Origin of the sequence: Dyella jiangningensis (assembly GCF_003264855.1) — a bacterium.
Lineage (GTDB): Bacteria > Pseudomonadota > Gammaproteobacteria > Xanthomonadales > Rhodanobacteraceae > Dyella > Dyella jiangningensis_C.
In genome coordinates, this window is record NZ_NFZS01000006.1 from 22,661 (window position 1) to 40,898 (window position 18,238).

The 18,238-nt window shown below is 66.6% G+C and carries 18 protein-coding genes and 2 pseudogenes; 8 read left to right on the forward strand and 12 right to left on the reverse strand.

Annotated elements, in window-relative coordinates; genetic code table 11:
- The 5 genes from CA260_RS19335 to CA260_RS19355 all read right to left on the reverse strand — a co-directional run bounded on the left by CA260_RS19335 (position 1) and on the right by CA260_RS19355 (position 5,573).
- Positions 1-1,527, reverse strand: a complete 1,527-nt coding sequence (locus CA260_RS19335) for an efflux transporter outer membrane subunit (RefSeq protein WP_238149848.1) — start codon at positions 1,525-1,527, stop codon at positions 1-3.
- A 55-nt stretch (positions 1,528-1,582) separates the two neighbouring features.
- On the reverse strand, positions 1,583-3,181 hold the full coding sequence (locus CA260_RS19340) for a DHA2 family efflux MFS transporter permease subunit (RefSeq protein ID WP_111984710.1): 1,599 nt from the start codon (positions 3,179-3,181) through the stop codon (positions 1,583-1,585).
- Positions 3,178-4,284: an HlyD family secretion protein gene (locus CA260_RS19345; protein ID WP_111984711.1), complete on the reverse strand. Its 1,107-nt coding sequence runs from the start codon at positions 4,282-4,284 to the stop codon at positions 3,178-3,180. The genes CA260_RS19340 and CA260_RS19345 overlap by 4 nt, the downstream gene beginning before the upstream one ends.
- A gap of 30 nt (positions 4,285-4,314) precedes the next feature.
- On the reverse strand, positions 4,315-4,821 hold the full coding sequence (locus CA260_RS19350; RefSeq protein WP_111984712.1) for a winged helix-turn-helix transcriptional regulator: 507 nt from the start codon (positions 4,819-4,821) through the stop codon (positions 4,315-4,317).
- A 167-nt stretch (positions 4,822-4,988) separates the two neighbouring features.
- Entirely contained in the window at positions 4,989-5,573 is a 585-nt protein-coding gene (locus CA260_RS19355) for a TetR/AcrR family transcriptional regulator (protein WP_111984713.1), read from the reverse strand.
- A 118-nt stretch (positions 5,574-5,691) separates the two neighbouring features.
- Between CA260_RS19355 and CA260_RS19360 the strand changes: the two genes are divergently transcribed.
- Both CA260_RS19360 and glk read left to right on the forward strand, forming a co-directional pair.
- Entirely contained in the window at positions 5,692-6,396 is a 705-nt protein-coding gene (locus CA260_RS19360) for an SDR family oxidoreductase (protein ID WP_111984714.1), read from the forward strand.
- A 159-nt stretch (positions 6,397-6,555) separates the two neighbouring features.
- On the forward strand, positions 6,556-7,575 hold the full coding sequence (gene glk / locus CA260_RS19365; RefSeq protein ID WP_111984715.1) for a glucokinase: 1,020 nt from the start codon (positions 6,556-6,558) through the stop codon (positions 7,573-7,575).
- A gap of 25 nt (positions 7,576-7,600) precedes the next feature.
- Here the strand turns inward: glk and CA260_RS21015 are convergent, their stop codons facing one another.
- Entirely contained in the window at positions 7,601-7,885 is a 285-nt protein-coding gene (locus tag CA260_RS21015; RefSeq protein WP_146745390.1) for a hypothetical protein, read from the reverse strand.
- A 237-nt stretch (positions 7,886-8,122) separates the two neighbouring features.
- Between CA260_RS21015 and CA260_RS19370 the strand changes: the two genes are divergently transcribed.
- Together CA260_RS19370 and CA260_RS19375 are read left to right on the forward strand one after the other, a co-directional pair.
- Positions 8,123-8,806 carry an HAD family hydrolase gene (locus CA260_RS19370; RefSeq protein WP_111984716.1) on the forward strand — a complete coding sequence of 228 codons (684 nt, stop codon included), beginning with the start codon at positions 8,123-8,125 and terminating at the stop codon, positions 8,804-8,806.
- 115 nt (positions 8,807-8,921) lie between these two features.
- Positions 8,922-9,245, forward strand: a complete 324-nt coding sequence (locus CA260_RS19375) for a hypothetical protein (protein WP_111984717.1) — start codon at positions 8,922-8,924, stop codon at positions 9,243-9,245.
- 380 nt (positions 9,246-9,625) lie between these two features.
- Here CA260_RS19375 and CA260_RS21535 read toward each other — a convergent pair.
- The 5 genes and pseudogenes from CA260_RS21535 to secB all read right to left on the reverse strand — a co-directional run.
- A pseudogene (locus CA260_RS21535) lies at positions 9,626-9,772 on the reverse strand (IS30 family transposase); the annotation flags it as partial.
- A gap of 12 nt (positions 9,773-9,784) precedes the next feature.
- A pseudogene (locus tag CA260_RS21540) lies at positions 9,785-9,880 on the reverse strand (helix-turn-helix domain-containing protein); the annotation flags it as partial.
- Positions 9,881-10,217: 337 nt separating this feature from the next.
- The gene (locus tag CA260_RS19385; protein WP_111984719.1) at positions 10,218-13,244 is read right to left on the reverse strand and encodes a DEAD/DEAH box helicase; all 3,027 of its coding nucleotides are present in this window, start codon (positions 13,242-13,244) and stop codon (positions 10,218-10,220) included.
- Positions 13,245-13,366: 122 nt separating this feature from the next.
- Complete coding sequence (locus CA260_RS19390; protein WP_111984720.1) at positions 13,367-14,395, reverse strand: NAD(P)H-dependent glycerol-3-phosphate dehydrogenase; 1,029 nt, start codon at positions 14,393-14,395, stop codon at positions 13,367-13,369.
- A gap of 18 nt (positions 14,396-14,413) precedes the next feature.
- The gene (gene secB / locus CA260_RS19395) at positions 14,414-14,905 is read right to left on the reverse strand and encodes a protein-export chaperone SecB (RefSeq protein ID WP_111984721.1); all 492 of its coding nucleotides are present in this window, start codon (positions 14,903-14,905) and stop codon (positions 14,414-14,416) included.
- Positions 14,906-15,220: 315 nt separating this feature from the next.
- On the opposite strand from secB, the gene rpmB reads away from it, so the two are divergent.
- The 4 genes from rpmB (at position 15,221) to CA260_RS19415 (ending at position 17,030) form a co-directional block, all read left to right on the forward strand.
- On the forward strand, positions 15,221-15,457 hold the full coding sequence (gene rpmB / locus CA260_RS19400; protein WP_026033649.1) for a 50S ribosomal protein L28: 237 nt from the start codon (positions 15,221-15,223) through the stop codon (positions 15,455-15,457).
- 10 nt (positions 15,458-15,467) lie between these two features.
- Positions 15,468-15,635, forward strand: a complete 168-nt coding sequence (gene rpmG, locus CA260_RS19405; protein ID WP_008211962.1) for a 50S ribosomal protein L33 — start codon at positions 15,468-15,470, stop codon at positions 15,633-15,635.
- A gap of 449 nt (positions 15,636-16,084) precedes the next feature.
- Positions 16,085-16,627: a DUF4166 domain-containing protein gene (locus CA260_RS19410; protein ID WP_172461928.1), complete on the forward strand. Its 543-nt coding sequence runs from the start codon at positions 16,085-16,087 to the stop codon at positions 16,625-16,627.
- Positions 16,617-17,030 (forward strand): thiol-disulfide oxidoreductase DCC family protein, encoded by a 414-nt coding sequence (locus tag CA260_RS19415; RefSeq protein ID WP_111984723.1) that lies wholly within the window; start codon positions 16,617-16,619, stop codon positions 17,028-17,030. Before CA260_RS19410 ends, CA260_RS19415 begins: the two co-directional genes overlap by 11 nt.
- Here the strand turns inward: CA260_RS19415 and CA260_RS19420 are convergent.
- A complete protein-coding gene (locus tag CA260_RS19420) occupies positions 17,020-18,132 on the reverse strand; it encodes a saccharopine dehydrogenase family protein (protein WP_111984724.1) in 1,113 nt (370 codons plus the stop codon). The genes CA260_RS19415 and CA260_RS19420 overlap by 11 nt on opposite strands.
- Positions 18,133-18,238: the final 106 nt, after the last annotated feature.

An 18,238-nucleotide genomic window follows, 5' to 3' on the forward strand; every position in this document is an offset into this window, starting at 1 on the left:
TCAGCGTTGCGCCACTGCGGCGGTGCCCTCCACGCTGCCGGACCAACCGCCGCCCAGCGCACGGAACATGGCGACTGCCGCGCGCGCATCGTCGGCATGCACGCGGGCAAGCTGGTCGCGCGAGCTCAGCAACTGGCGATCCTCATCCAGCACTTCGATCAGGCTGACGGCACCGCCCTTGTACGCATCCTGCGCGGCGTCGCGTGCCTGTTGGTGCGCGGCCACTTCGTCGGTGAGTTCGCGGTGCTGCGATTCCAGCTCGGCGAGCGAGACGATGGCATTCTCCACGTCTTCGGTAGCGCGCAGCATCGACTGCCGGTATTGCGCCAGCGCTTCGACGTTGGCGCCCTTGGCCTGCGCTACCTCGGCGTCGACGCGGCCGAAATCGAACAGGCGCCAATGCAGGCCGAGCACCGCCTGCGGCTGGAACGCGGCGGACGAGAACAGCGAACCGCTGTGCAGCGTCTCGAAGCCGAGCAGTGCACCCAGCGATACCTTGGGGTAGTACTCGGCCGTGGCCACGCCGATGCGTGCGTTCGACGCGGCGAGCTTGCGCTCGGCGGCGATCACGTCGGGGCGGCGGCTCAACAGCATCTGCGGGCCGCCCTCCGCACCGACGGCCGGCACGGCGTACGTTGCGCCCGGTGCCTGCAATTCGCCCGCGTAAGTGCCCGGCGCCGCGCCCATCAGCACGTCGAGACGATTGAGCTGTTGCGCGAGCGTGATGCGCAACGGCGGCAAGGTGGCCCTTGCCTGCAGCAGCAGCGCCTGGGCCTGCGCGAGTTCGCGCGAGGTGGCGAGGCCGCCGGCAAGGCGAACCTTCACCAGCTCCACCAGCTGCGCCTCGGTATCGATCTGCTGTTGCGCGAGGCGCAGGCGTTCCTGTGCGCCACGCGCCTGGAAATAGCTGTCGGCCGCCTCGGCGGCGACCATCACGCGCACGCCATCCTGATTCGCCTCGGCCGCTTCAGCCTCGGCTTGCGCGGCTTCGGCGCCACGATGCAGGCCACCGACCAGATCCAGCTCCCAGCTGGCGCCCACGCCGATGTTCTCCAGCGTCTGCGTGCGCTTGTAGCCCGGCGTATGACTGGCGAGCTCGCCGAGCGGACTCTGGGTGGACTGGTACTGCTGCACCACCTGCGCATCGAGGCTGCCTTGCGGCTTGAGTTGCGCGCCAGCTTCACGGGCGGCGGCACGCGCCTGGTCGACGCGCGCGATGGCCGCGGCGAGATCCAGGTTCTGCGTCATCACGCGACCGATGATGAGGCTGAGTTCGGGATCGTCGAAGCCGCTCCACCAGGTGTCGAGTGCGGGCGCGGGACGCGTCACGTCCCGCGTTTCCAGCAGTGCCTGGCTCGCATAACCCGCATGGGCTTTCACGTCGGGGCGAACGTAGTCGGGACCGACCATGCAACCGGCAAGCCCCACCATGGCAGCGGCCATCGCCGCCAGGCGAAGGGTGAAACGACGCGACGTCCGCGACCACGGCGAACGGGCGACCGAAGAAGACGACAGCGTGGTGTTCATGAGGATGTCCTGAGCCACAGGCTCGGCTAACAAGGGAAAGGGGGAAACGTCGGGTTCAGTGCGAATCCGCGGACGGGCCGACCGGCGGCGCTACCTTGCGCATCAGCGGCACCAGCACGGTGGCGACGACGAAACAGACCATGATCACGAGGAAGGCATCGGCGTAGGACTGCGTCTGCGCCTCGCGATAGGCGAGCTGCCACAGCTGATGAAGCGCGCTGTTGGCCGCTTCCGTCGTGTTCGATCCCAGTTCGGCAATATGGCCACCGGCCTGCGTCAGCCACTGGTTCATCGCCTCGTTGTCGACATTGAGATGTTCGGCCAGGCGATAGAAATGCAGATTGGTGCGGTCGTTGAGCACGGTGGCGCACACCGCGATGCCGATCGCGCCGCCCAGGTTGCGCATCAGGTTGAACAGGCCGGATGCAAGCTTGAGTCGCGCCGGCGCCAGGCCACCCAGCGTCAATGTCACCGTCGGCGGTACCGCGAGCTGTTGCGCCATGCCGCGCAGTGCCTGTGGCAGCAGCAGTTCATGGCCTCCCCAGTCGTGCGTGATCGGCGTGAAATCCCACATCGAGACCGCAAACAACGCCAGGCCCGCCATCATGATCCAGCGCAGGTCGTAGCGCTGAGCAAGGAACGAGTACAGCGGAATGGTGAGGATCTGGAACACGCCGGTGGAGAAGATGGCTTCACCGATTTCCAGCGCGCTGTAACCGCGCACGCGTCCGAGGAACAACGGCGTGAGGTAGATGGTGGCGAACAGGCCGATGCCGGTGACGAAGGAGAACAGACAGCCCAGCGCGAAGTTGCGGTCGCCCAGCGCACGAAGGTCGACGACGGGGTGATCGTAGGTCAGGCTTCGAAACACGAACCCGATGCCCGCCAGACCCGACAGCCAAGCTGTGGTGGTGATGGTCTGGTCGCTGAACCAGTTCCAGCGCGGGCCCTCTTCCAGCGTGTATTCCAGGCAACCAAGGAAGATGGCGAGCAGCACCATGCCCAGGTAGTCGGCATGACGCAGCAGCGAGTAGTCATGTGAATCGATGTTCACCAGCAGCGGCACGGCGATGGCGACGAACAGGCCAGGCACCAGGTTGACGTAGAACAGCCAGTGCCATGACGCGTGGTCGGTGATCCAGCCACCCAGCGTCGGGCCCAAGGTGGGTGCCAGCGAGGCGATCGCGCCGATGGTGGCCGCGGCAATCACACGCTGCTTGTTGTGGAAGAACACGAACGCGGTGGTGAACACCATCGGGATCATCGAGCCGCCGAGAAAGCCCTGCAGCGCGCGGAACGCGATCATGCTCTGGATATCCCACGCGATGCCGCACAGCAGGCTGGCGATGGTGAATCCAAGCGCGGAGAACGCGAACAGCCAGCGAGTTGAGAGTACTTTCGACAACCAGCCCGACAGCGGAATCACCACGATCTCGGCGATAAGGTAGCTGGTCTGCACCCACGCCGTTTCGTCCGTGCCGGCGGAGAGACCGCCGCCGATATCGCGCAAGGAAGCCGAGACGATCTGGATGTCCAGCAGCGCTATGAACATGCCCACGCACATGCTGGCGAAGGCGAACACCTTTTGTGTCATGCCGAGCGTGGCCGGATCGACCGGCCCCGCAAACCGCATGGCGGAGGCCGTGGTGTTCATGGCGCGCTGCTCTCGTGACCGGTGCGGGTATCCACTTCCGCCACCACCGACAGGCCGGGGCGCAACACGCCCAGCGCATCGTCATGGCTGTCGAGAATTACACGCACCGGCACGCGCTGCACGATCTTCGTGAAGTTGCCGGTGGCGTTCTCCGGCGGCAGCACGCTGAACTGCGCACCGGTCGCCGGTGCCAGGCTGCCGAGATGACCATGAAATACGCGCCCGGGCATCACGTCGGCGCGCACGTTCACCGCCTGCCCCGACTGCATGCGGGCGAGCTGATCCTCCTTGAAGTTCGCATCCACCCACAGGCCATGCGCAGGCACCACCGACAACAACTGCGAGCCGGCCGCGGCATACGCGCCCACGCGCGCGCGGCGGTTGCCGATGACACCGTCGAAGGGCGCGCGCAATTCGGTATAGCCCTCGTTGAGGCGCGCGATATCGAGTTCCGCCTTGGCCTGCTCCAGCGCAGCGCGCGCCTGCAGCTTTTGCGATTCGATCACGTCGATCTGTCGCTGCGCGGCCATCAGTGCAGCCTGCGCCTTGGTCGAAGCAGCCTTGGCGGTCTTGAAGGTGGCGTCGGCGCGCTGCGCGCTTTCGGTGGAGACGGCGGAGCGGCTGGAAAGATCGCGATAGCGTGCCTCGTCCTGCTGCGAGCGCAAGGTTTCCGCATCCGCAGCGAGCACGCCGGCCTGCGCCTGGTGGATCACTTCCTGCTGCAGGCGCTCGTTGGCGTCGAGGTTGGTCAGCAACGCCTGCTCCGCGGCCACCGCGCCTTCGGCCTTGGCGACGGCGGCGCGATAGTCGCGATCGTCGATCTTCACCAGCAGGTCGCCGGCATGCACGAACTGGTTGTCGGTGACGGCGAGCTGGGCGATATAGCCGGACACCTTCGGACCGACCACGGTGATGTCACCGCCGACATAGGCGTCATCGGTGTCTTCGATGAAGCGGCCGACGCTCCACCAATGCACACCGTAGATCACGGCCGCGACGACCGCCGCACCGGCCAGGGCGCGTACGATGCGCTTTCGCTTGTTGCGCGGTTCGGCGATGGGAATGGCAGGCGTGTCCGCCCGCTCGACGACGATGCTGCTCATGAGACGAACTCCAGGGAGAGGTGGGAGGATTCAGTGCCGGTCCGCGGCGAGATGCGCGTTCCTGAAATCAACATTGATGCGCGTGCGCTCATCGGCGGACGGGCCGGCCACGATGCTGTGGCGGCCGCGCGTGATGCGCTCGCCGGTGCGCAGATCGACCTGCGCCAGCTCCACCGGTTCACCCGTGGTCGTATCGGTGAGCAGGATGCTCGGCCCTTCCGGTGCGAAGTGGCGGTTGCCCCAGGCCATCAGCGCGAGCAGCACGGGGCGAAAGTCGCGACCTTGCTCGGTGAGCACGTATTCGTAGCGTTTCGGACGCGCGCAATACGGACGACGCTGCAGCAGGCCTGCCTGCACCAGGTCGCGCAGGCGCCGGCTGAGAATGTTCGGCGCGATGCCCAGGCTCTGCACGAAATCGTCGAAGCGGCGGATGCCATAGAACGCATCGCGCAGGATCAACATGCTCCACCCGTCACCGGCCCGCTCCAGGCCGCGGGCGACGGGACACTGCATGCTTTCGAAGCTTTTGCGTTGCATGACGGGAGCCTCGCTCCGCGCTTTAGATGATGACTATCATATAAATCGAAACTTGCAGAATGCAAGCGACTTTTTGTGACGCTGGCGTCAAGGTCGGGCGCGGGCATGCAGCCGGCTTCAGCCGCCAGGATCGGCGGCAGCCCGTATGGCGAACGGGGGGAGCGGTTTTAGCTGGCGGGGATCAGCGCCAGCGCGGCCTTGCGCCCCGCGGCGAGGATGTCGTCCGACACGTCGGTATCGGCCACCGCGCGTGCCATCGCCAGCGTGCCGACCAGCGTGGAGAACAGCGCCATCGCCGTCGCGCGCCGCTGTTTGGGCTTGAGCGTCCTGGGCAAGGCATCGGCCAGCAGCGCCACCATGTGCTCGACGCCACGCGTGAATTCCTCGCGCACCACGTCGGCGCCGCGTGCAATCTCGGGTGACAGCGCGGCGGCCACGCAACCTTCGGCCATGGCATCGCGATGCCGCGCACTGAGGTAGCTGTTGATCACCGCCTCCACGCCGCCGCGCTCGGGGTCGTGCAGCACTTTTTCCAGCCGCTCGTAGGTGTTGCTCCAGGCCTGGCTGACTGCTTCGCGGGCCAGGTCGTCCTTGGACTCGAAGTGGTTATAGAAGCCGCCCTGCGTGAGACCGATGTCGCCCATGAGGTTGGCGACGCCCACCGCGGCGATGCCTTCGCCGCGAAAGCGTGCCGCCGCGGTGTCGATGATCCGCTGCCGCGTGGCTTCCTTGTGACCTTTGCTGTAGCGCATGGCTCTTTTCCTGCCGACCTCTGGCCGGCCATTGAAAACCGTCTTGCCGATCATATCAAATGACGACCATCATCCAAAACCGGTCAACCGGCCCCTCCCGTCACAAAGGTCACCCCTCATGAACATCCAAGGCTCCATCGCCCTCGTCACCGGCGCCAACCGCGGCCTCGGGCTCGCCTACGCCAAGGCGCTGCTCGCCGCCGGCGCGCGCAAGGTCTACGCCGGTGCGCGCGATCCATCCACCGTCACCCTGCCCGGTGTGATTCCGGTCAAGCTCGATGTCACCTCTCCGCAGGATGTCGCGGCGGCCGCGGCGCTATGCGGCGACGTCGATCTCGTGATCAACAACGCCGGCATCAGCGGCGGCGCGTTCCTGCTGGACGCCACCGACGGCGAGGCCACGCTGCGCCGCCTGCTGGAGACCAACCTGCACGGCATCCACGCCATCGCCGTCGCGTTCGCTCCGGTGCTCAAGGCCAACGGCGGTGGCGCGCTGGTGAACATGCTCTCCGCGTTGAGCTGGCTGAGCCTGGAGTCGACGAGCGCCTATTCGGTGTCCAAGGCGGCCGCGTGGGCGCTGACCAACAGCCTGCGCAATGAATTGCGTGCGCAGGGTACGCAGGTACTGGGCGTGCATGCGGGCTACATCGACACCGACATGGTCAGCCACATCGATGCGCCCAAGAGCAGCCCGACGGACATCGCCGCGCGGACCCTGGAGGCCCTGGCCAAGGGCGAGTCCGAAGTACTGGCCGACGAGACCTCCCGCCAGGTGAAGGCCGGCTTCGGCGCCACGCCCGCGGTCTACCTCGGCGCGGCCTGATAGACGGCCATCCGGCGGCCCCGAAACGTACCCGCGGCTCGGGGCCGCCAAGCCATTCGTCATCGAATGGTCAAAAAATCCGCGTGCGTTGCAGCGCACCACTGGACGAATGCGCTCAAGGGAGTCACCCTTACCGTCTCCCCCGCTCCAGGATCGTCCATGAGAACGCCAACCCGTGCCGCCGCCACGCTGCTTGCTGATCTTGGCGGCACCAACGTGCGATTCGCGTTGGCTGATCCGGGTCGCGCCAACCCGCTGATGGACGACAGCGTGCGTCGCTACCGCGTCAAGGACCACGCATCGCTGGCCGAAGCCATCCGCCAGTATTTCGAAGACACCGGCCACACTGCACCGCGCGCGGTGATCGCAGCCGCCGGTCGCGTGAGCGAAGGCGAGACGGTCAAGGTCACCAACAATCCCTGGCAGGTCGCCGCGCATTCGCTGCAGGCCGAGTTGGGCATGGAGTCGGTGCACCTCGTCAACGATTTCGCCGCACAGGCCATGGCAGTGCCGCTGCTCGCGCACGACCAGCTTTCCTCGGTGGGTCCGCAGGCGCTGCCGCACCTTGGCCAGCGTGAACAGCAGACGTTCGTGGTGATGGGCCCGGGCACGGGTCTTGGCGTTGCCGGCCTGATGCGTCGCGAAGGCCACTGGATCGTGCTGGAAACCGAAGGCGGCCACGCCGGTTTCGCCGCGCACACCGCGGAAGACGTGGAGATCCTGCATCGCCTCAATGATCGCTTCGGCCGCGTGTCCAACGAACGCATGATCTGCGGCAACGGCCTGGTGAACCTCTATCTCGCGCTGGCCGACATGGCCGGCCAGCCGGCCGAGGAATACACGCCCGAAGACATCACCGCGCGCGCCGAAGCGGGCAGCGATCCGCTGTGCGTGCGCACGGTGGAAACGCTGGCCGGCATCTTCGGCAGCGTCGCCGGCGATCTCGTGCTCAGCCTCGGCGGCTGGGACGGCGTGTACCTCACCGGCGGCGTGCTGCCGATCCTGCTGCCGTGGATCAAGCGCGGCGGCTTCCGCGAACGCTTCGAGTCGAAGGGCCGGTTCCGCGAAACGATGGAACAGGTGCCGACGATTGCGATGATGCATCCGGAACCGGGCCTGCTCGGCGCCGCCGCACTCGCCGTGCTCGACGCCGGCAAGCCGCTGGTTCCGGGCGCCTGAGGCGACCGCCAGCCGGGGTTTGCACTCAACGGTACTGCCGCGTGAGGGCGAACGTGGCGTCGCCGTTCGTGCGCTCGATAAAGTAATCGAGCATCACGCTGTCGGCCGCCTGCGCTGCCGGCGTCAGGCGTTCCACATCGATCGCGTGCACGCCGCAACCAATGCGCTCCGTAAGAGCTGGCTGGTCGGCACTGCAGGTCGGCTGGACGATGCGACCCTCGAAAGTGAGCCGACCACTCGTACCTTGCGCCCCTGCCGTGCCGATGCATGCGGCACATGCCACAAGAGCAAGCAGACGTTTGCGTGTCATGACGTTTCTCCGACGAAATGAAGGTGCGTCGTACGGGCCATCCGTCGAGGTCGCTGGTGGCGACATGTCGTTTCCGGCGAATGCGCCCGGTCGACGAAGACAGCGTGCGCCGTCCGCATCGCGCTGTCTGTCAGGCCCGCGATGCGCCTACATCACGATGTGCTGCGAATCACATGGACGAGGAAGCGCCTGCACGGGTGCTACTCTGTGCGTCCTGATTCGATCGAGCCAATCGCCATGCCACGCGGTGACACAGCCTTCCTGTTCGATCTCGACGGCACGCTGGTCGACAGCGTCTATCAGCACGTATTGGCCTGGAAGGAAGCGCTCGACCGCGAAGGCGTGGAGCTGTCGGTGTGGCGCATCCATCGCAAGATCGGCATGAGCGGTGGCCTGTTCACCAACATCCTGCTGCGCGAAACCGGCCTGGAGATCACCGAGGAACGCCTGACGCGCCTGCGCACCTGGCACGCCGAGGCGTACAACCGCCAGGCGATGCAGGGCTCGGTACGACCATTGCCCGGTGCGCGCGAACTGCTCGCCTTCCTTACCGAGGAAGACATTCCCTGGGCCATCGCCACCAGCGGGCGCATGCAGACGGCAGCGCACAATCTGGAAGCACTCGGTGTCGATCCATCGAAGGTGCCGGTGGTGACGCGCGACCAGGTGCGTTATGCCAAGCCCGATCCCGATCTGTTCGTCACCGCCGCGCAACGCCTCGGCGTGGACATCCATTACAGCCTCGTGGTCGGCGACAGCATCTGGGACATGCTCGCTGCGCAGCGCGCACGCGCGCTCGGCATCGGCCTGCTTTCCGGCGGCTATGGACAGGAAGAACTGGAAGATGCCGGCGCATTCCGCGTGTATGAAGACCCGGCCGATCTGCTCAAGCACATCGACGAAGTCGCCGCGCGACGTTAGCGCGAAGTAAAAATGCACGCGGTGACGCGTTGTCAGACGTGCATGTCAGGCGCGATTCATCGCCACGCGAGCGGTTGTTGCTAGTCTCGAAGACCTCTACCGATCGGAGGCCGACATGCGCCGATACCTCGCCATGCTTCCTCTCGCCCTGCTCGCCGCGTGCTCGCCCGCCTCGCCACCGCCCGACCAGAAACCGCCCAAGCCGCAAGCCGCACAGAGCGTTCCCGACAACGCGACGCTGGGCTCGACTGAATGGTACGCGTGGGTCGACGAACGCCTGCATATCACCGACGACGGCCACGGACCCGATCGCGGTTCTCCTGAATGGAACCGCGCGGTACAGCACAAGCTGGGGCAGGAGGCGCCGCAGTCACCGCCTGGTTCACCGCAGTGGCAACAAGCGGTGGATGCGTTGTTGAGGACCAGGCCGGCGATGTGAGGTTGCGGGGTGTGTCGTCGTGGCAAGGTGGCTGACGTGATATGCGCACGAATGGCGCCTGCGCCGTGTGCGTTTCTCGCTCTTTTGTAGGAGCGCACCCAGTGCGCGACCGCAGCGGTCATCATCGACACCAATCGCGCACTGGGTGCGCTCCTACAGGGAAGCGAGCCCGCTCTTGGCTCCGGCTCTTGGCTCCGGCTCTTGACCTCCACTCCCCTATGCCACGAGCAGGCGGGAGGTGGAACAGCCCGCAGGGTGGCTGGCATGGATGCCGGCCAGTGGATCGTCAGTGCAGGACGCCCTGTCGATCCACCCCGCCTCCCGTCTGCGACCCCGCAGGGGCGCGGCATCGGGGTGGCCTCTCTTTTGGTTAGGCGGTGTCAATCTAGAAGTGCATCATCGATGGCCTGAGCGAGGTCATCGCGCCCCAGTGCCCGCATGAGCATCTCCGCCGGACAGTGATAGTCGAGGGTGGCTCGTGGACGCAGGTTCATCTCCCGCGCGATGGCATCGAGCTTGCGCTGGCTGGAGCGACCCAGCAACCGCCCCAACTGCCTTGCGCTCTCGCCACGGGCCTTGCCCACCATGATCGCACCTCGCTCTTCGGCGCTCAGATGGCTGTAGTGCTGTCCCATGCATCACCTCGTCGTGGGGTGTTGCACTTGATGTTAGAGACCGCCTTACTTTTCTCTGGCCAAACAGAGAAAAGTGACCCGGGCCGCGGCAGCGGGCCGGAAGCCCGCCGCCCCACTGGACTCCTTCCGGTCACAGGCGAGCAAGCTGGCGGTATCGCGACAACCGAAGGCTGTCGCTATTGGGTCCCGGCCTGCGCCGGGATGACGAACATGAAGACCGAGGCGAAAGGCTGTCGCGCACTGGGTGCGCTCCTACATTGGAGGGGCAGTGGGGCCGCCAGGAAAACCAGAGGTTTTGGCTTGATCGTCTTCCCGGAAGAAGACGAAAAAACTTCCATCAACCTGGCGCCAGCAACGCATCCAGGTCCGCTTGATCAAAGCTGAGCCTCTCGCGCGTACCACCACCTTCCAGCACCGCTTCCGCCAACTCCGCCTTGCGCGCCTTCAGCTCCTCGATGCGCTCCTCCACCGTGCCGCCGGTGATCAGGCGGAACACGAACACCGGCTTGTCCTGGCCGATGCGATGTGCGCGATCGGATGCCTGCGCTTCCGCCGCGGGGTTCCACCATGGGTCGTAGTGGATGACGGTGTCGGCGGCGGTGAGGTTGAGGCCCACGCCGCCGGCCTTCAGCGACAGCAGGAACAGCGGTACCTCGCCCTCCTGGAACTGGCGCACCGGCTCGGCGCGATCGCGCGTTTCGCCGGTGAGCGTGACGTAGCGGATGCGGCGGCGATCCAGCTCGTGCGCGATGAGCTTGAGCATTTCGGTGAACTGCGAGAACAGCAGCACCTTGCGGCCTTCGGCGAGCAATGCCGGCAGCATGTCCATCAGCAATTCGAACTTGGCCGAGTCGCGCACGCCGCGCGCGGCTTCCAGTTTCACCAGGCGTGGATCGCAGCAGACCTGGCGCAGTTTCAACAGCGCATCGAGCACCACGATGCCGCTGTGCGCGATGCCGCGTTGCGCGATCACCTCGCGCAGTTCGTCCGCCAGCGACAGGCGCAGGCTTTCGTAGAGTTCGCGCTGGCGGCCTTCCAGCACCACGCGGCGCGTGATCTCGGTCTTGGGCGGCAGCTCGTTCGCCACCTGCGACTTCGTGCGGCGCAGGATGAAGGGTGCGAGGCGACGATTGAGGCGATCCTGGCATTCGGTGTCGCGATGACGCTCGATCGGAATGCGGTAATGGCGGCGGAACGCGCCCTCATCGCCCAACAACCCGGGCACGGCGAGATCGACCTGCGACCACAGTTCGCCCAGGTGGTTTTCCAGCGGCGTGCCGGTGAGGCAGATGCAGCGCGGCGCGCGCAGGCTCAGCACGGCGCGGCGCGCCTGCGTGCGCGGATTCTTCACCTGCTGCGCTTCGTCCAGCACGATCAACGCGAACGGCTGCTTGCGCAGCGTCACCACGTCGCGCGGCAGCAGCGCGTAGCTGGTGAGCACGATGTCCTGCGCACCCAGCTGCGAGAAGTCGCCGCCGCGCTGCGGACCGTGCAGCGCGAGCACGCGCAGCGACGGCGCGAAGCGCGCGATCTCCGCCTGCCAGTTCGGAATGAGGCTGGTGGGCACCACCACCAGGGCCGGCTCGGTGAGCACGCCGCGCTCCTTGAGCGCCAGCAGGTGCGTGATGAGCTGCAGCGTCTTGCCCAGGCCCATGTCATCCGCAAGCACGCCGCCGACGCCGGCCTCGGCCAGCGCGTTCAACCAGCGCAGGCCTTCGCGCTGGTACGGACGAAGTTCGACGGTGAGGCCGTCGGGCACGGCATCGCTGGCGCGTTCGGCGGCATCGCGCAGGCGCGCGGTGAAACCGCGCAGCACCTCGGGTGCGACCAGTTCGCCGCCGCTGGGCAGCGCCTCGACCAGCTCTTCGAGTCGACCGGCCTGCACGCGCGGCAGATGCAGCTTGTTGCGCGGACGTTCGAGGTATTCGGCCAGCGGCGCCAGCAGGCCGCGCAATTCCTTCAGGCGCACCGGCACGCGGCGGCGTTCGTCCACCGGGGCGTACCACACGGCGTCCTCGGGCTCGTTCGGCACCGGGCTCAGGTTCAACTGGTGATCGGCCAGCGCCTGCGCCACGGCGGGCAGCAGGTTGTGGCGCTTGCCTTCCAGTTCGATGCCGATTTCCAGGTCGAAGGCGTGGTCGTCGGCGTCTTCCACGGCATTGCCGTACCAGCGCACCGGGCCTTCCAGCACTTCGAACGGGAAGCTGGGCGCATAGTCGAGCACGAAGCCTTCGGCCTCCAGCTTCGGACGCAAGGCGAGCCAGCGTGCCGGCGTATTCACTTCCAGCGCGCCCGCGTAACCCTTGCCCGGGAACAGCCACGCATCGTCGGGCAGCGTGTCGGCGAGATCCCAGGGCAGGCCTTCGGTGTCCACGCCCGGCGTGAGGCCGGCGCGTTCGAGCTGCTCCATGGCCGAGAGTTCTTCGGCGCGGCGGCGGGTAATTTCCACCAGGTGGCCATTGCGCACGCGCCGCACCAGCGGCTCGCCACCGCGACCGGGCAGGCGTTCGCCGGCGTAATCGAAGGCCAGGCGCGCATAGGCCAGCGGCGGCGTACCCGCGGCCAGGCGCGCGTGACGGGTCAGCGCGTGCAGGGTGAGTACGGGCTTGGGCGCCAACTCGGCGCGGCGCATTTCACCGAGTACCTGCGGCAGCGGCAGGCGGTGCGAAAGGCGGCTTTGCGGCAACGCGTTGCGAAGGATCTGGCTGTATTCGTGTTTCAGCGGCGGCAGGTCCAGCCACTGGGTCTCTTCCAGCGGCGCTTCCAGATGGCCGAGCTCGGCGCGTTCGGCGTCCAGGTACCACAACGCATCGATGCGCAGTACACGATGGTTGGTCGGCAGGCACGGCTGCAGGCGTTGGCTGCCATCGTTCTCCAGGTGCCACTGCCAGTTGAGCTGGTGCCCCTTGCCGCGCGACAGGCGCAGGCCAGCCAGGCCCCCGAGGAAACAGGGCGCGGTGTCGAGGATCTCCGCCAGCAGTGCATCGCCGACGTGGCCGGCCAGCCGCGCGTAGCTGCGGCTCTTGCGCAGACTCTGCGGCAGGCCGAGCACGGTGGCGGCCAGCCGTTGCTCGTGCGGCTCCAGCGGCTGCTGGCCCAGATGCTTGCTGTCCAGCGGGGAGGGACGCACGAAGCGACCCTGTTCGGCCACGGCCAGAAGCACGGGCGCGACATCCACGTGCGCGTAGGACGCCCCCTCCTCCGGAACCACCTCGAGGAAGAAGCCCAGCACGCCGCGCTCCTGCGCCGCGCCAGTCGCTGACGACGCCAGCAACTTGCGCCAGACGCCGGGCAGCGTCGCGTCGCCGCTGTCGCTGCGTTGCTGGTTCTGACGGTCGTGCCGTTTATCGTCCGGTGACTGCATGCGCGGTCCGAAGGGGCGACCAAAAGATTCAGCTTAGCAAGGCTCTTGCACGTGTGCGCGTCTCAACGCCCGGTTTTTTCATACCGGGCGTTCAGATACGGAAGAGACAGCTGGAACGGGACTTACGCGGAAGGCGTGAACAGGCCCTTGGGGTATTCCGGCTTCTGCTCGCGACTCATGAGCATCTTGAGCCCCTCGGCCGGCGTGACCTCGCCGTGCAGCACGGCGCGCACGCCGCTGCTGATGGGGAGATCCAGACCATGCTTGGTGGCCAGACGCATCACTTCGTCGGCGGTGAGCACGCTCTCGACCACCTGGCCGATCTCGCGCACCGCTTCGTCGATGGCCTTGCCGCGTCCCAGCGCAAGGCCGAGACGGCGGTTGCGCGACAGGTCGCCGGTACAGGTGAGCACCAGGTCGCCGAGGCCGGCGAGGCCCATCAGCGTCTCGGGACGAGCACCGAGGGCCACGCCCAGACGAAGCATTTCGTTCATGCCACGCGTGATGAGACCGGCGCGGGCGTTGAGACCCAGCCCCATGCCGTCGGCGACGCCCGTAGCGACCGCGAGCACGTTCTTCATCGCGCCGCCCAGTTCCGCGCCCAGCACGTCGCTGCCGGAATACGCGCGGAAGTTCGGTGCGTGCAGCAGAAGCGCCATTTCATGCGCGAAGGCATCGTCGTCCGAATGCACGGTGACGGCGCTGGGCATGCCGGCAGCCACTTCCTTGGCGAAGGACGGACCGGTCACCACCGCGGCAGCACGGCCGGGGAAGCGTTCGTCCACCAGCTCGTGCAGGAAGCGGCCCGTGCCCGGCTCGAAGCCCTTGGTCGCCCAGGCGATGCGGGCGTTCGGCTCCAGGTACGGCGCGATCTCCTCCAGCATGGAGGCGAAGGCATGGCTGGGCACCACGATCAGCACGACCTCGGCGCCGCGCAGGGCGGCGGCGAGGTCGGCTTCGTAGGTCAGCTCGGAAGGCAGCTCGACGTCGGGCAGGTAGCGCTGGTTGCAACGGCTCTGCGCCATCGCGGCCAGCGCGGAGGCATCGCGCCCCCACAGCCGGGTCGGCACCTGGTTGCGGGCGGCCAGGGCCGCCAGCGCGGTGCCCCACGAACCGGCACCCAGGACGGCAAGGGTCGTACGCTCAACCATGAGCTTGGCCCTTGCGGATCAGCTGTTGAGCGTCGGGGCGGCGCTGCCGCTGAGGATGCGGCGCTGCTGTTCGGCGTACAGCGCGTCGAAGTTGATCGGCTGCAGCAGGAACGGCGGGAAGCCGCCCTCCAGCACCAGCGAGGACAGCATCTGGCGCGCGTACGGGAACAGCAGGTTCGGGCAGTAGCTGTTGAGGATGCCCGCGAGGTCTTCCTCGGCGAAACCGGCGATGCCGAATACGCCCGCCTGGTGCACTTCGGCCAGATAGGCCGTGCGCTCGCCCAGGGTGCAGGTCAGGGTCAGGCTGAGCACCACTTCATAGAGGTCATTGCCCAGGTCCACCGACTTCTGGCCGAGATTCAGCTGCACCTGCGGCTGCTGCTCGGTCTCGCCCACTTCCTGGAAGATCTGCGGGGCATTGGGGGCCTCGAAGGAGACGTCCTTCACGTAGATCTTCTGCAGCACGAGCTGCGGCGCGTTGGCCTGGCCGTTGGCGGTGGCGTCTGCCATGGGTATTTCCTCTTCGAAAAAGTGTGCGGTGCGTGAAAACGCAAAGAGTTGGATTGTTCCACACATCCCCGCGGGCCGCCATGCGGCCAGGCGCCCCAAGTGGCAAAACTTGCGCACAGCGCTGTTTCTGGGCGAGAATACGCGGCTCGACCATGCCGACCCGACCCATCGGGCACGCCCGCCACGCGATGCGGACCTCACGGCAGACGCGAAACGCTCCATCTCCAGCATCGCGTGGCGCTTGCGCCGCTGGGCCGATGCCGCCCTGGCTAACGGGTGGCAAACGCGCCCCTGGGCGCCTAACAGGAGGTCATCATGGCCCGTATTTGCCAAGTCACCGGAAAGGGTGTGCGGACTGGTAACAACGTCTCGCACGCTAACAACAAGACCCGTCGCCGCTGGTTGCCGAACCTGCATGAGCGCCGCTTCTGGGTCCCGAGCGAGAATCGCTGGGTGAAGCTGCGCGTTTCCAACCATGCCCTGCGCACGATCGACAAGAACGGCATCGAAGCCGTCCTCGCCGACCTGCGTGCCCGCGGCGAAAAGATCTGAGGATTGAGCCATGGCTAACAGCAAGCAAGACAAGATCCGCCTGATCTCTTCGGCCGGCACCGGCCACTTCTACACCACGCAGAAGAACAAGAAGAACACGCCGGAAAAGTTCGAGTTCAAGAAGTACGATCCGGTCGTTCGCAAGCACGTGATCTATAAGGAAGGCAAGATCAAGTGAGCAACGGTCCACGCGCATAGCGCGTGGCTTACCGTTGCTCACCCCTGCGAAGGCAGGGGTCCAGCGACTTTGCCTTACCCACAAAGAACCCGCCGCAAGGCGGGTTTTTTGTTGCCTGCACTGCCGCGGCCGTCATCGTGGCATAGCGACATATCCGGCACGAAGATCACCTGCGGCACGCAGTGATGATCGGCGATGAACGGGCATGCGATGTCTCGTGGAAATGCGCCATGACTTCACGTTCGTCATTCCGGCGCAGGCCGGAGGCGCTCTATAACAGCCGAAGGCTGGTCATCCAGTAGCCGACACAGCCGCTTGTCGCGTTGCCTCTCATGAGAGCTACAGGGAAGCCAAGCGACACCGACTACTGGTGCCACTGGATTCCGGCCTGCGCCGGAATGACGGGCAAAAGCTTGCCGCATATCGCGAGGCCACCGCATGATGACTCCATGCCACCCGCCCTGTTCCCTTCCCTGCTGGATGCCGCGGACTGGGCGCAACTCGCGCCACCGGTGCGGCGCGTGCACGGCGAGGGCGAGGTGCTTGAGGCCAGCGGCACGGCACAGGTCGATGGCGATACGCACGCCCTCGCACGCCTGCTGCGCCGGATCCTGACGCTGCCCGAGCCCGGTGCCGACCAGGCCATTGCCATCACCATCGAACGCGACGGGCAACGGGAAACCTGGACCCGCCGCTTCGCCCGCGGCCAGATGCGCTCCGTCCTGCAACCCGGCAGTGCGATGGCGCTGCGCGAACGGCTGGGCCCGGTGTCATTGCACTTCTCGCTGCGTCGCGACGGTGACGCGATCGACTGGCAGCTGCGGCGCATCACCTTGCTGGGCGTGCCCTTGCCGCGCGCACTTTGCGGCCATGTGCTGTCGCGCAGTGGCGCGCACGAGGGTCGCTATGCCTTCGACATCGACACACGCCTGCCAGGCATTGGCCGCCTGATCGCCTATCGCGGCTGGCTGGAGATCGACCATGTCCGCTGATGCAGGCCATCCCGTCATCGTGTTCGACGGTGTCTGCGTACTCTGCAGCCGCTGGGTGGATTTCATCCTGCGCCATGATCGCGACGGCCGCTTCCGATTGGCCGCCATGCAGGGCGTGGGAGGTCGCGCCTTGCTGGCAGCACATGGCCTGTCGCCGGACGATCCCTCATCGTTCCTGCTGGTGGAGGATGGCGTGGGTTACAGCAACACCGACGCGATCGCGCGAGTGCTGCGGCAGCTCGGGGGGCGCTGGCGCCTCGCCGGTTCCCTGATGCGCGTCATGCCCCGGGCCGTGCGTGATCCGCTTTACCGCTGGGTGGCGCGCCATCGTTATCGCCTGTTTGGCAAGCGCGACCAATGCCGGCTGCCCGCACCGGACGAGGCCTGGCGTTTCATCGACTGACGGTTTCCAGCCCCGTACGCAGCGCAAATCCATCGAAGCCTTCGATGATCTGTTCCAGCGTGAGCAGGCCCATGCAGGGCATCGCGCCTTTGGCGTCCACCAATCCATCGGCCATGCGGCGGGCCAGCACGATGGCCGGCGTCACCGGCACCTGCGGACCATCGCCCGCGTCGGCATCGAGCCACCATCGAAGATGCAATGGTGCGCCTTCGCGATCTTCGCCGCGCAATTCCACCGCCATGCCGCCGACGTCGGAGCCGAACGCCACGAAGCGCTCGCTGAGGCGTCGCAAGGCCGGCGCGTGGCGGGCAAGGTCGCGGATCACACCGAGCCGCACCAGCACGGCCAGGCTCCAGGTCGCCCATTGCAGCAGCGGCAGCTCCAGCCCCGCACGGAACAGCACGGTGCGCACCTGCCGATAGCGCGCCGGAAACAGTTCCAGATCGGGAACGTCGCACACGCCGACGCGTCGCCGGCCAAACGGAAAATGCTGGCGCCGGCTGTCCATCCAGCCATGCGCTTCATCCCAGCCGCCATTACGCCACACGCGAATGGGACGGCCGCAATAACCCAGGATCGACGCCACCGTGGCATCGCCACGTGGCGTGCGGTTGCCGGGGTTGATGGCATGCTCGATCGCTTCGAGCGAGGCGAAACGAGGCAGCAAGGCATCGACCACCGCCGCGCTGAGCGCGGGCACGCTGGAGGCACCGCTGACCAGCAGGCAGCCCGCGCGCCACGCCTGTGCATCGAGCTGCTCGAAACCACTGACGAAGCCGCGTCCATCCGCCAGATCGATGTAGTGGCTGCCGCAAGCCATGCAGGCTTCCGCGACGCGATAGTCCTGCCCCTGGAACGGGCCGGCGGCATGGATCACCAACTGCGGACGCAAGGCCGCCAGCGCGTGCGGGAAGTTCGCATGCCCGGCGTCGAGCGTGGCCACCTGCAGGCGGGCATCGCCGATGGATGCATACAGCGCTTCCAGCGACTCCGCACGGCGCGCCGCCAGGATCAGCTCGAAGCGCGCATCGTGGGCGAGCCGTCGCGCGATGCGCGAACCGAACACGCCGGTCGCGCCAATCACCACCACCCGAAGACTCATCCGCGTGCGCGCTCCCGTCGTTGGCTTTTCCGATTAAAGCCGAGCCGCGCGCGGATGGGAAACACCGTGCACAAAAAAGCCCGCCTTGCGGCGGGCTTCTTCGTTC